The sequence below is a fragment of the Kitasatospora sp. NBC_00458 genome, assembly GCF_036013975.1.
Lineage (GTDB): Bacteria > Actinomycetota > Actinomycetes > Streptomycetales > Streptomycetaceae > Kitasatospora.
In genome coordinates this window covers 7,729,312-7,742,207 of the sequence record NZ_CP107904.1, presented here as the reverse complement: position 1 = coordinate 7,742,207, position 12,896 = coordinate 7,729,312, and the positions used below count along the sequence as shown (strand labels likewise).

Sequence of the window (12,896 nt, the reverse complement as noted above, 5' to 3'; positions counted from 1 at the left end):
CGCACTGCCCCACGGCCCGGCCCGCTTTCAGCCCGAGACCACCAGTCGACGGCGGCCGCGCCGGCACCGCGATCCTGCCCAACCGGACAAGGCCCAGGTTCCGTCACCGTCGACGCACCATGCCATGCCGGTATGCCGCACTCGCACGCCGATCTCGCACGGAGAGGCGACCTTGCCATGACTCTGCAGACCCCCCAGCCCCCGCCCAGCGCGCTCCGCGCCGTCCTCGCCGCACTCGACTCCGAGACCGCGCTGCGCCAGCCCGCCGCCGCCGCGCTCCGCCATCCGACCGGAGCACTGCTCCCCGCGCATCCGCTCGCCGTCCACGTCCTGGACGGGCCGCGCGCCGACCTCGCCGCCGCCCGGCGGACGGGGTGGCGCTTCCTGATCAAGGACGGCGCCGAGGTGGCCGCCGCGGCCGAGGTGGTGCAGGGGGCCGAGGGCCACACCTTCTCGCACTTCACCGCCGGTCCCTACCTGGACTCGACGGTCCGGGCGCTGCGCCAGGCCTGGCAGCTCGCGCAGTCCTCCAGGGCCCGGCGGCAGCCCCGGCTGCTGACCTTCCCCGGCCAGTACGCGACGGCCCTGTGGCTGCACGGTCCGGACGGCGACACAGGCTCGGACCTGCTGATCCCGCTGGCACCGGCGCCGCTCGGGGTCACCGCGCACCGCGCCCACCCGGCCGCCGAGCTGCTGCCGCTGCTGGCCCGGACGCCGATCGGCCGACCGCTGCTGCTCGGCTCGCCCTGAGGTCGGGCGCCCCACCCGGCGCACCGCCCGCTCGCACCCCGACCCGCCCGGTCATCGCCCGGGCGGGCCATTCGGCATGGCCCGTCCGGGCCGGGCGCCGGATGGCCCACCTGGAACCGGCCGCACGCCGAATCCACCCGAACGGGTGATCTCTGCCCGGGGGTTGTGGCGCATGTCACGAAATCGCTGCGCGCGCGTCCCCGGATGCCGACACTGGGAACCAGCGTGGAAGGACCTGCTGTCCTACCCACTTGAGTGCCGGTCCACACCTGGCCCGGCGCCGGACAGAATCCGACCACCGCGGCAGCGCCCGACGGCAGACCGGCGGCACCGTGTCACGGGGAGGATCGCAGAGCGAAGCGAGGGTACACATGTGCCAGCACCGTCCTGAGTGCCCGCCGGCCGAGTCCGAGGACCGCGAGGCCGCCGTCCCCGTGGCCTGCCACCCGGAGCAGGGCTGGAGCCTGCTCTGCAACGGCGTCCTGCTGTTCGAGGACACCGGCGAGCTGCTGCCCGACGGCCGGGTGATCGCTCCCCGCCGCCAGACCGTCCAGGCGGGCTGACCCGCCCCGGACCGGCCGGGCACGGAACCACCGGGCACGGAACCACCGAGTACCGAACCACCGGAAACCGACCGGCCCGGGTACCGACCGGCCCGGACCTCCACGGAACACAGGGCAGGGCCCCGGCGGAACGCTCCGCCGGGGCCCTGCCCCATCCGTGTCCGTGCGGACCGGCCGTACCGGTCCTGCGTCAGACGCCGTACTCGTCCAGCGGCGGGCAGGAGCAGACCAGGTTGCGGTCGCCGTACGCGCCGTCGATCCGGCTGACCGGCGGCCAGTACTTGTCCGACGGGTTCACCCCGGCCGGGAAGACGGCCTCCTGCCGCGAGTAGCCGTGCGCCCAGTCGCCGACCAGCGTGGCGGCGGTGTGCGGGGCGTTGCGCAGCGGGTTGTCCTCGGCGGCCCACTCGCCCGAGCCGACCTTCTCGATCTCGGCGCGGATCTCGATCATCGCGTCGCAGAACCGGTCGATCTCGTGCAGGTCCTCGGACTCGGTCGGCTCGATCATCAGCGTGCCGGCCACCGGGAACGACATGGTCGGCGCGTGGAAGCCGTAGTCGATCAGGCGCTTGGCGATGTCGTCCACCGAGACGCCGGTCTCCTTGGTGAGCGGGCGCAGGTCGATGATGCACTCGTGCGCCACCAGGCCGCCGGGGCCGGTGTAGAGCACCGGGAAGTGCGGCGCCAGCCGCTTGGCGATGTAGTTGGCGTTGAGCACCGCGACCTGGGTGGCGCGCTTGAGGCCCTCGCCGCCCATCAGCCGGACGTACGCCCAGGAGATCGGCAGGATGGCCGCCGAGCCCCACGGCGCGGCCGAGATCGGGCCGACGCCGGTGGCCGGGCCGGCCTCCGGCTGCAGCGGGTGGTTCGGCAGGTACGGCGCGAGGTGCGCGCGGACCGCGACCGGGCCGACGCCCGGGCCGCCGCCGCCGTGCGGGATGCAGAAGGTCTTGTGCAGGTTCAGGTGCGAGACGTCCGCGCCGAACTTGCCCGGCTTGGCCAGGCCGACCAGGGCGTTCAGGTTGGCGCCGTCGACGTAGACCTGGCCGCCCGCCTCGTGCACGGCCGCGCAGATGTCGGTGATCTCGGTCTCGTACACGCCGTGGGTCGACGGGTAGGTGACCATCAGCACGGAGAGCTGGTCGCGGTGCTGCTCGATCTTGGCCTTGAGGTCGGCCACGTCCACGTCGCCGTCGACGAGGGTCTTGACGACGACCACGCGCATGCCCGCCATCACCGCGGAGGCGGCGTTGGTGCCGTGCGCGGAGGAGGGGATCAGGCAGACGTCGCGCTGGGTGTCGCCGTTGGCGTGGTGGTAGGCGCGGACGGCCAGCAGGCCGGCCAGCTCGCCCTGGGAGCCGGCGTTCGGCTGGATGGAGACGGCGTCGTAGCCGGTCACCTCGACGAGCTGCTGCTCCAGCTGGCGGATCAGGGTGAGGAAGCCCGCGGCCTGGTCGACCGGCGCGAACGGGTGCAGCTGGCCGAACTCGGGCCAGGTCACCGGCTCCATCTCGGTCGTCGCGTTGAGCTTCATGGTGCAGGAGCCCAGCGGGATCATGCCGCGGTCCAGCGCGTAGTCGCGGTCCGACAGGCGGCGCAGGTAGCGCAGCATGGCGGTCTCCGAGCGGTGGCTGTGGAAGACCGGGTGGGTCAGGTACTCGTCCTCGCGCAGCAGCGCGGCGGGCAGCGCCTCGGCGCCCTCCGCCACCTCGACGCCCTCGACGCCGAAGGCCGCCCAGACCGCCGCCAGGTGCTCGCGGGTGGTGGTCTCGTCGGTGGAGACCGAGATCCGGTCCTCGCCGTCCTGGTACACGTTGACGCCGTTGGCGCGGGCGGCGGCGGCGATCTCCGCGGCGCGGCCCGGGACGACGGCGGTGACGGTGTCGAAGAACTCGCCGTGCAGCAGCTCGACGCCGCCGGCCGTCAGGCCCTCGGCCAGCGCGGCGGCGTAGCGGTGGGTGCGGCGGGCGATGTCGGCCAGGCCGTCCGGGCCGTGGTAGACCGCGTACATCGAGGCCATCACGGCGAGCAGCACCTGGGCGGTGCAGATGTTGCTGGTGGCCTTCTCGCGGCGGATGTGCTGCTCGCGGGTCTGCAGCGCGAGGCGGTAGGCGCGGTTGCCGTCGACGTCGACGGAGACGCCGACCAGGCGGCCGGGCAGCGAGCGGGCGTACTCTGCGCGCACCGCGAGGTAGCCGGCGTGCGGGCCGCCGAAGCCCATCGGCACGCCGAACCGCTGCGAGGTGCCGCAGGCGATGTCGGCGCCGAGCGAGCCCGGGGACTTGAGCAGGGTGAGCGCCAGCAGGTCGGCGGCGACGGCGACGATCGCGCCGAGGCCGTGGGCCTGCTCGATCACCGGGGTGAGGTCGCGGACCACACCGGAGGCGCCCGGGTACTGGAGCAGCACGCCGAAGACGCCGCGCTCGGCGATCTCGGCCGGGATGCCCGCGGACAGGTCGGCGACGACGACCTCGACACCGGTCGGCACGGCGCGGGTGTTGATGACCGCGACGGTCTGCGGCAGGGTCTCGGCGTCGACCAGGAAGACACCGCCCTTGACCTTGGTGACGCGGCGGGCGAGCGCCATCGCCTCGGCGGCCGCGGTGCTCTCGTCCAGCAGGGAGGAGCCGGAGGTGGCCAGCCCGGTCAGGTCGGAGACCAGGGTCTGGAAGTTGAGCAGCGCCTCCAGGCGGCCCTGCGAGATCTCCGGCTGGTACGGGGTGTAGGCGGTGTACCAGGCCGGGTTCTCCAGCACGTTGCGCAGGATCACCGGCGGGGTGAAGGTGCCGTAGTAGCCCAGGCCGATCATCGGCTGGAGCACCTGGTTGCGGCCGGCCAGCTCGCGCAGCTCGGCGAGGACCTGGGCCTCGCTGCGGCCCGCGGGCAGGTCGAGGGCGGTGATGGAGCGGATCGCCTCGGGGACGGCGGCCGTGGCCAGCTCGTCCAGCGAGCCGTAACCGACCTGGGCCAGCATCTTCTCCTGCGCCGCGGCGTCGGGGCCGATGTGGCGGTTCTCGAAGGGGCTGGCCTGTTCGAGCTCGGTGAGGGTCGCGGGGGTGGTGGGGCGTCCCGAGTTCGGCTGGGCGTTCATGGTGGTCGAGGCCTCCTGGTCACGGACCGGCGGGGGTACGTACGCCGGACGGCTTCGCCGCTGCGGAGAACAGCGGAGCGGCCTGCGGCGGACGAACCCGACAGGCCTCCCCCTCTGTCATCGGGACCTGAGAGCTTCACCCGCGCGGGGGCGCGGTGGGCGCGCCCCGCCGGCTTGCACCGTCGGTGAGGGTGGTGTCCGCCGGCTCCCTCGCCCGCAGTCCTGCCCTGCTTTCCAGAGTGACCTAGCCCACACGGTACGGATGCCTGAGAGATTCCGGGGAGGAGTTGCTCCTTCGGCGCCCCGACCAGCGCTTTCGACTGTCGGGGACTCTCCCGCGCGGGCTCGGCGGTCGGGCCCAGGGTACCAGCGGGAGGCCCTTCGATCACGGGTGCGTCAGGTCACTCGGCCGGTTCGCCCGTGACCCGGACGGCGCACCGCCCGGCCCGTCCGGCCCCGCCCCGGTCGCGGGCGTCCGGTTCATGGCTTTTGGTGTGAAGTGGCGGGCAGGACGGGCGGGCCGGCCGCCGTCCTGCGGGGATTCCGCAGGATCAGCGCACTGGAGGAAAGAGTGCAGACCGATATCGACCCCCGGGACCTCATCGGCCACAAGGCGGTCGACCGCAACGGAGACAAGATCGGCACCATCGACGAGGTGTACCTCGACGACGCCACCGGCCGGCCCGAGTGGGCCGCCGTGCGGACCGGCATCTTCGGCCGCGACGCCTTCGTCCCCCTCACCACGAGCGAGTTCTCCGGTGACGAGCTGCGGGTGCCGTACGACAAGTCGCTGGTGAAGGAGTCACCGGACTTCGGCGTGGGCCAGCACCTGTCGCCGGCCCAGGAGCTCCAGCTCTACCGCTACTACGGGCTGGACACCGTGCTGGACGGGCAGCCCCCGGCGGGCGACGGCTCCGGTTCCGAGCCGGCCGACCTCGACTTCGGGACGACCGCGTCGAACGGCACCCCTTCGAACGGCACCCCGGCCGCCGCCCCCTCGAACGGGACCCCTTCGAACGGCACCCCGAACGGCACGCCCTCGAACGGCTCACCCGGCACGGACACCGCCCCGTCGAACGGCGCACCCCTCGCGGGCACCGCGGCACTGGCGGGGACGGCGGCCGGCATCCGGGACTCCTCTCCCGCTCCGTCCGCCGCGGCACCCGCCAAGTCGCTCACCTTCCACACCGCCGCGTCCACCGCGGCCACCCCCACCACCAGCCCGGCAGCCGGCCCCGGCAAGCCGGCCGACCCCGGCACGGAGGCCAACGTGCGAACCCTCGCCACCCCCACGCCCGTCGCGGCGCCCCCGGCGGCGGAGCCGCGCCCGCAGAGCACCGCGGCGCCCTCCCCGGCCGCGGGCTCCCAGCAGCCGGCCGCGCAGACCGCCCAGCCCTCCCCGGCCGCCGCCCCGCGCCCGGCCGGCGGTCCGGCCCCGTCCGCCCCCGGCGGCCCGGTGGAGATCACCTGCCGCGAGGAGCGGCTGGACATCACGACCGAGTGGCACGTCGTCGGCACCGCGAAGCTGCGCAAGTACGTGACCAGCGAGCCGGTCGAGCGCCGGGTCCCGGTGGTCCGCGAGCGGGTCCGGGTCGAGCGGATGCCGGTCGGCGAGGCCGAGCGGGCCGCGCTGAGCGATAAGGACATCGCCGAGGCGGTGGAGGAGGTCACCCTGCGCGAGGAGCGCCCGGTGGTCCGCAAGTACCTGGCGCCGATCGAGCGGGTCCGCCTGGTGGTGGAGCGGTACACCACCGAGGAGGTGATCCGCGACGAACTGCGGCGCGAGCACGTCGAGGTCCACGACGACACCGCGACCGCCCCGGCCTCTCCCCCGCCCGCCGCGCACACCCCGCCGGACTCGTCCGTCCCCCCGGTCGGTCCCGTCTCCCCCACCCCCGAGGACTCGGTGCGCCCGCTCCCGCTCAGGCCCCTGGTCTGACCCCGGACCCGAAGGACCCCGGCCGATCCGGCCGGGGTCCTTCTGCGTTCCGCGCCGGCCGAACCCTTCGACTTTGCCAAGGCTTAACCAATGGATATTTGACACTCTGAAGTATCTCCCGGCATGGTTACTTCAGTTCATTCACTATGTACGGGAGGAAGCAACCGTGAGTGAGGCACCACAGCCCACCACCGCGGCCGAGAAGCAGAGCACCGCCCGGGTCCTGCCGGCCCTCATCCTGGCGATGCTGTCGTTCAGCGTGGTGCAGACCGCGGTCGTCCCGATCCTGCCCTCGCTCGCCAAGGAACTGAACGTCTCCGGTTCCAGCATCACCTGGCTGATGACGGCCAATCTGCTCTCCGCCGCCGTGCTCACGCCCCTGCTCGGCCGCTTCGGCGACCTGCGCGGCCGCAAGCCGATGCTGCTGATCTCGCTGACCGGTCTGGTCGCGGGCTCCGCGCTCGCCGTCTCCACCCACTCCTTCACGTGGCTGGTCGTCGCGCGCGTCCTGCAGGGCGCCGGCGGTGGCGTGCTCCCGCTCGCCATCAGCATCGTCCGCGACGAGCTGCCCAAGCAGAAGGTGACCGGCGGCGTCGCCGCCATCAGCGCCTCGATGGGTGTCGGCAGCGGCCTCGGCCTGGTCGCCACCGGCCTCCTGCTGGAGCACTGGAGCTACAAGTCGATCTTCTGGATGGGCCTGTTCTTCGGCCTGCTCGCGGTCGCCCTGGTCGCCGTCCGGGTCCCCACCGACCCGGTCACCGACAAGGAGGGCGGCGCCGACCCGCTCGGCGCGATCACCCTGGCCGGCTGGCTCTCCGCCCTGCTGGTCGCGGTCAGCCAGGGCAACACCTGGGGCTGGACGTCGACCCGCACCCTCGGGCTGTTCGCCGTCGCCGCCGTGGTCGCACTGGTCTGGGGCGTCATCGAGGTCAAGGTCAAGCACCCGCTGGTCGACATGAAGATGATGTCCCGCCCGGCCGTCGCCTTCACCAACCTGGCCGGCCTGCTGATCGGCTTCGGCATGTACGGCTCGTTCATGGTGATCAGCAACTTCGCCCAGACCCCGGAGAAGTACGCCCACTACGGCTTCACCGCCACCGTGCTGCACGCCGGCGTGATGCTGCTGCCGTCCGCCCTCGGCTCGATGGTCGCCGCCCCGGTCGGCGCCCTGCTGATCGCCCGCCGCGGCCCGCGTCTGCCGCTGGTCCTCGGCGGGGTCCTCGGCGCCGTCGCGATGGCCTACCTGGCCGTGCGGCACAGCCACGAGGCGGACATCTACCTCTCCTCGGCGATCTTCGGCCTCGGGATCGGCCTCGCCTTCTCGGCGATGCCCGCCTACATCAACGGCGCCGTCCCGGTCGAGCAGAGCGGCATCGCCAACGGCATGAACGCCGTGCTGCGCACCGTCGGCGGCGCGATCGGCACCGCCGTCATGGCCGCCATCCTCACCGGCGACACCATGAAGCTGCCGATCCCGATCGCGCTCCCCACCCTGGACGCCTACCAGCACGCGTTCTGGACCGCCGCCGTGGTCTGCGTGATCGCCGGCGCCGTCCCGTTCCTGATCCGCACCGTCAAGCCCGCCACGATCGTGGCCCACGGCAACGAGGTCGCGGACCTGACCTCCGGCCCCCGGCCGGTGAAGACCGACGCCTGACGAGGCGTCCGGCCCCGCGCCCAGGGACAGGGCGCGGGGACCGGACCCGGACGGTCCGCGAGGGCATCGCGACCGTCCGCGGCCCGGAACCGCACGCGGCCCCACCCGGCTCCCCTGCCGGGTGGGGCCGCTCCGTTCCCACCGCCCGCGGCCCGGCCCGCCGCACCGGCCCCCGGCCGGTGCCTCAGCCGCCGCCCGCGCCGTCCTCCGTCCGCGCCCCGTCCGCACCGCCGCCCCCGTCGGCACCGCCCTCCGCGCCACCACCGTCCGCACCGCCGCTCCCCCGCAGCGGCAGCGGCCGGGCCGGTTCCAGCGCCGGATCCTCCACCGCGAAGGTCCGCACCCTCCCCGGCCCGCTCCACGGCGTCTCGAACCGCACCGTCACCCGCCCCACCCCGCTGCCCTGCACCCACCCCGGCCCGAACTCCGCGTGGTGCACGTCCTGCCCGGGCAGCCAGCGCCGCGCGGCAGACGCCGCCTCCTCGCGGTCCGCCTCCGCCTCCTCGTCCGGGCCGTCCCCGTGCCCGTGCCCGGCCGCGGCCGCCTCCTCCCGGACGGCCTGCGCGAACAGGTCCTCCTGGGTGTAGTCGGCCAGCTGCGCCACCCCGACGCCCAGCAGCCGCACCCCACCGGTGACGTCCACCTGCGAAGCCAGCCGGCGGGCCGTCTCGGTGATCACCGCCTCGTCGTCCGTCGGCCCGCGCAGCGTCTCCGAACGGGTCAGCGTCGAGAAGTCGAACCGCCGCACCTTCAGCACGACCGTCCGCCCCGACCGCCCGGCGCCCCGCAGCCGCCGGACGCACCGCGCCGCCAGGGCCTCCACCTCCCGCAGGATCCGGTCCCGGTCGGCCAGGTCCACCTCGAAGGTGTCCTCCACCGAGACCGACTTGGCGTCCTGGTCGGCCACCACCGGCCGGTCGTCCAGCCCTATCGACATCTGGAACACACCGGTGCCGTGGGCCTTCCCCAGCAGCTGCACCAGCTCACCCTCCCCCGCCGCGGCGAGGTCGGCCACCGAGTCCAGCCCGGCCCGGCGCAGCACCTGCTCGGTGGCCGGGCCGATCCCCGGCAGCGCCCGGACGGGCATCGGCCCGAGCACCGCGCGCTCCTGCCCCGGCTCGATCATCACCAGCCCGTCGGGCTTGGCCCGCTCCGAGGCGATCTTGGCCATCAGCTTGGACCCGGCCGCCCCAACCGAGGCGGTCAGCCCGGTCCGCCGGTGGATGTCCGCGCGCAGGTCCTCGGCCAGCGCCAGCACCAGCCGCTCGCCCGTCCGGTGCTCGGCCTCCGCCAGCAGCGCGCCGTACGGACCGGCCTCCAGGTCGACGAAGGCCTCGTCCAGGCTCAGCGGCTGCACCAGCGGCGACAGCTCCCGCAGCAGCCCCATCACGAGCTCGCTCACCGACCGGTACGCCTCGAAGCGCCCCGCCAGGAAGGCCGCGTTCGGGCACAGCCGGCGGGCCTGCGCCATCGGCATCGCCGAGTGCACCCCGAACTTCCGCGCCTCGTAGGACGCCGTGGACACCACCCCACGCCCGCCGAGCCCGCCGACCACCACCGGCTTCCCACGCAGGCTCGGCTTGGACGCCTGCTCCACCGCCGCGAAGAAGGCGTCCATGTCGAGGTGGATGATGCTCGGCAGTGACCGCACGGGCCGATCATGCCGCAAGGGTCCGACAGCCCGTGCGAACCGGGCCGCCGGCCCGACCGCCGAGCCCTGCCCGCGCCCCCGGCGGCGTCCTACCCGCCCGCCGCCCCCGGTCCCGCCCCCGCGTCCGCCAGCGCCCGCGGTATCCCCGGCTCGCGCGGCCCCAGGAAGAGCGGGTCCGGCCGCAGCCAGGCGTTCAGCGCCGCCTTCCCCGCCCCCGGGATCTCCCGCAGCCCGCCGTACAGCCAGGTGGCGTCCCGCACCTCCGGCACACCCACCGCGTACGACTCGATGCCGGCCGCCCGGCAGAGCGCCAGCGCCCGCCGCACGTGGAAGTCCTGGCTCACCAGCACCGCCCGGTCCACCCCGAAGATCCGGTGCGCCCGGGTGCAGGAGTCCCAGGTGTCGAAGCCCGCGTGGTCGCCGACCACCCGGACGTCCGGCACCCCGTGCTCGATCAGGTACCGCCGCATCGCGTCGGTCTCGTCGTAGCTGTCCCGGCCGTTGTCCCCGGTCACCAGGATCGCCTGGACCTTCCGCCGTTCGAACAGCTCGACCGCCGCGTCCAGCCGGTGCGCCAGGTAGGGCGAGGGCCTGCCGTCGAAGAGCCCGGCGCCGAACACCACCGCCACCGGTGCCTCGGGCGCGGTCGCCACGGTGCCCACCCGTTCGCCCGCCGAGGTCCAGAGCCAGGCGCTCGGCGCGAGTGCCAGCGAGCAGCACACCGTCGCGAGCTGGAACAGCCGTCGCTGTGCCCGCCGCCGCCGCAACCGGACGCCGAGCCGCACCGCCCTGCGCGCCAACAGACCGGGGATGCCGGAGCCGAACCGCACGTGCCCTCCCTCTCTCGGTTCACCACCGGGCACGACGAGGCCGCGGGCCCGGACGGTTCCCCGTCCGGGCCCGCGGCCTCGTCAGATCCTCGTTCAGACCGCCCTGTTGCGGCGCTGCGCCAGTTCGTCCGCCGGGTCGTGCCCGACCACCGTCTCCCCGGTGTCGGTCCGCTCCGCGTGCAGCCGCCCGAGGGTCAGCTCCAGCTCCTGCCAGACCGCGCCGACGGCGATCCCGAAGACCCCCTGGCCGCCCTTCAGCAGGTCGACCACCTGCTGCGGCGTGACGCACTCGTAGACCGTCGCGCCGTCGCACATCAGCGTCAGCCCGGGCAGGTCGCAGACCTCGGCGGACTGCAGGTGGGCGACCGCGACACGGATGTTCTGCAGCGAGACGCCGGCGTCCAGCAGCCGCTTGACGATCTTCAGCAGCAGGATGTCGCGGAAGCTGTAGAGCCGATGGCTGCTCGCCGGGTAGACCGCACGGACGCTGGGCTCCAACAGGCCCGTCCGGGCCCAGTAGTCCAACTGGCGGTAGGTGATCCCCGCCGCGGTGCAGGCCGTGGGACCGCGGTAGCCGATCAGCTCGGACGTGGGCGCGAGCCGCTCGATGGCCGGTTGGCCGGGCTGGACCGCCGGGAACCGGCCCACCCGGGGCAGTTCCGTGCGGGGCAGCTCGGTCACGTTGCGGGCGGTGCGCGGCATGTGCACGGTGCACAGGCCTCCCACGGCCGCTTCATCGCCGGTGCCGGTCATGCCTACCTCCGTCCACTCGTGCTGCGGGCAACCCAGACCACGGGCGTCGGACACCCGGGCAGCCCCTCCTGACGGTAGGCAGTCCCCTATGGCCCGTCAACGATCGCCACGCCGTGGCGGGCAGACCACATCACTCAAGAGAGTGGTTTTTCGTGCCCCTAGTGTGGGTAGGTGGACGCGGTTTGGCAAAACGGCGGCGCACTTACGGCCCGCGGGCCCGCAGGCCGACGGGGCGCCTCACCCCGGGTCACACCCACCGGGGGCGGCTCAGGCGCGGGGACACCTCGACCCGCGCGGCACGCCCTACTGCGGGCCGCTCCCGCCGAAGTCCTCGGGCGACACCTGGTCGAGGAACTCGCGGAACTTCTCGACCTCGTCCTCCTGCTCGTCCGGGATCGCGATGCCCGCCTCGGCGAGCACCTCCTCGCTCCCGTAGATCGGCGTCCCGGTCCGCAGCGCCAGCGCTATCGCGTCGGACGGGCGGGCGCTCACCTCGACCCCGCCGGCGAAGACGAGCTCGGCGTAGAAGACGCCCTCCCGCAGGTCGGTGATCCGCACCTCGGTGAGCTGCTGGCCGAGCGCCTCCAGGACGTCCTTGAACAGGTCGTGCGTCAGCGGGCGCACCGGCGTCATGCCCTGCTGGGCGAAGGCGATCGCAGTCGCCTCGCCGGGGCCGATCCAGATCGGCAGGTACCGATCGCCGCCGACCTCCCGGAGCAGCACGATCGGCTGGTTGGAAGGCATCTCCACCCGGACACCCACGACGTCGAGCTCATTCACACACGCAACCCTATGGCTCCCGACCCGGATATGAAAGCGCAGCGCCGACGGTGCTGGTCAGCGCGGTGGCGCAGGTCAGGAGCGAGTCCGCAGACCGGCCTGGACCATCGCCGCGTGCAGCCGCACGGAGAGGGTCGCCAGCTCCCGCGCGGTGGCCTCGGCGTGCGCCCGGGTCTGCGGGTTCCGGTGCCGCCGCAGGGGTGCCACCACCTGTTCGACCAGGGCGATCTCGCGGTCCGCGGCGGCCTTCATGGCCCGCAGGTGGCGCGGCTCCAGCCCGTAGCGGCCCAGCTCGGCGACCAGCCTGGCCACCTGGAGCGCCTCGCCGTCGTACCCGCCGTCCGGCCCGGGCAGGACCAGCCCGTACGCCTCCCACTCGGCCAGCTCCCGCTCACCGGCCTCGGCGGCGGCCAGCAGCTCCGCCCGGCCCAGCCGGACCCCGGCGGAGGCCTCGGCCGAGGCGGTCAGCTCGCGGTCCGCCTCCTCCATCGGCCCCGGCCGGGCGTCGGCGGCGGGCAGGGCGGGCGGGGCCTCGCCGCGCTCGATCGCGTCGAGGTGCTCGCGGATCACCCGCAGCGGGAGGTAGTGGTCGCGCTGCATCCGCAGCACGTAGGCCAGCCGTTCGACGTCGGCCGGGCTGAACTTGCGGTACCCCGAGGGCGTGCGCTGGGGCTCGACCAGGCCCTCCGCCTCCAGGAACCTGATCTTGGAGATGGTGACCTCGGGGAAGTCGTCGCGCAGGAAGGTCAGCACCGCGCCGATGCTGAGCAGTTCGACACCGCCGCGGCGCCGGCCGCCCCCGGCGGTCCGGTCCGGACGGACCGGCTGCCTGGGGGCCGCGACCACCCCGCGCGAGCCGTTGTCCGGCACGGGGCCGAACGG

10 protein-coding genes and 1 riboswitch are annotated in these 12,896 nt (G+C 74.0%); of the genes, 4 read left to right on the top strand and 6 right to left on the bottom strand.

The window, feature by feature from the left end:
* Positions 1–177: 177 nt before the first annotated feature.
* Together OG550_RS31620 and OG550_RS31615 are read left to right on the top strand one after the other, a co-directional pair.
* Positions 178–750 carry a hypothetical protein gene (locus OG550_RS31620; protein ID WP_327683318.1) on the top strand — a complete coding sequence of 191 codons (573 nt, stop codon included), beginning with the start codon at positions 178–180 and terminating at the stop codon, positions 748–750.
* 371 nt (positions 751–1,121) lie between these two features.
* Positions 1,122–1,313 carry a DUF5999 family protein gene (locus OG550_RS31615; protein ID WP_327683316.1) on the top strand — a complete coding sequence of 64 codons (192 nt, stop codon included), beginning with the start codon at positions 1,122–1,124 and terminating at the stop codon, positions 1,311–1,313.
* A gap of 190 nt (positions 1,314–1,503) precedes the next feature.
* On the opposite strand, the gene gcvP is transcribed toward OG550_RS31615, so the two are convergent.
* The gene (gene gcvP, locus OG550_RS31610) at positions 1,504–4,404 is read right to left on the bottom strand and encodes an aminomethyl-transferring glycine dehydrogenase (protein ID WP_327683314.1); all 2,901 of its coding nucleotides are present in this window, start codon (positions 4,402–4,404) and stop codon (positions 1,504–1,506) included.
* 244 nt (positions 4,405–4,648) lie between these two features.
* Positions 4,649–4,752, bottom strand: a riboswitch (glycine riboswitch).
* Positions 4,753–4,975: 223 nt separating this feature from the next.
* Here gcvP and OG550_RS31600 point away from each other — a divergent pair.
* Positions 4,976–6,343 carry a PRC and DUF2382 domain-containing protein gene (locus OG550_RS31600; RefSeq protein WP_442906113.1) on the top strand — a complete coding sequence of 456 codons (1,368 nt, stop codon included), beginning with the start codon at positions 4,976–4,978 and terminating at the stop codon, positions 6,341–6,343.
* 166 nt (positions 6,344–6,509) lie between these two features.
* The gene (locus OG550_RS31595) at positions 6,510–8,000 is read left to right on the top strand and encodes an MFS transporter (protein ID WP_327683312.1); all 1,491 of its coding nucleotides are present in this window, start codon (positions 6,510–6,512) and stop codon (positions 7,998–8,000) included.
* 184 nt (positions 8,001–8,184) lie between these two features.
* On the opposite strand, the gene OG550_RS31590 is transcribed toward OG550_RS31595, so the two are convergent.
* The 5 genes from OG550_RS31590 to ftsR form a co-directional block, all read right to left on the bottom strand.
* Positions 8,185–9,651, bottom strand: a complete 1,467-nt coding sequence (locus OG550_RS31590; RefSeq protein ID WP_327683310.1) for a DNA polymerase IV — start codon at positions 9,649–9,651, stop codon at positions 8,185–8,187.
* A gap of 89 nt (positions 9,652–9,740) precedes the next feature.
* Positions 9,741–10,481 (bottom strand): SanA/YdcF family protein, encoded by a 741-nt coding sequence (locus OG550_RS31585; RefSeq protein ID WP_442906112.1) that lies wholly within the window; start codon positions 10,479–10,481, stop codon positions 9,741–9,743.
* A 93-nt stretch (positions 10,482–10,574) separates the two neighbouring features.
* Positions 10,575–11,234 (bottom strand): MerR family transcriptional regulator, encoded by a 660-nt coding sequence (locus OG550_RS31580; RefSeq protein ID WP_327683308.1) that lies wholly within the window; start codon positions 11,232–11,234, stop codon positions 10,575–10,577.
* A gap of 303 nt (positions 11,235–11,537) precedes the next feature.
* Positions 11,538–12,014 (bottom strand): bifunctional nuclease family protein, encoded by a 477-nt coding sequence (locus OG550_RS31575; RefSeq protein WP_030303568.1) that lies wholly within the window; start codon positions 12,012–12,014, stop codon positions 11,538–11,540.
* A gap of 75 nt (positions 12,015–12,089) precedes the next feature.
* A complete protein-coding gene (gene ftsR / locus OG550_RS31570; protein ID WP_327684296.1) occupies positions 12,090–12,785 on the bottom strand; it encodes a transcriptional regulator FtsR in 696 nt (231 codons plus the stop codon).
* Positions 12,786–12,896 lie beyond the last annotated feature (111 nt).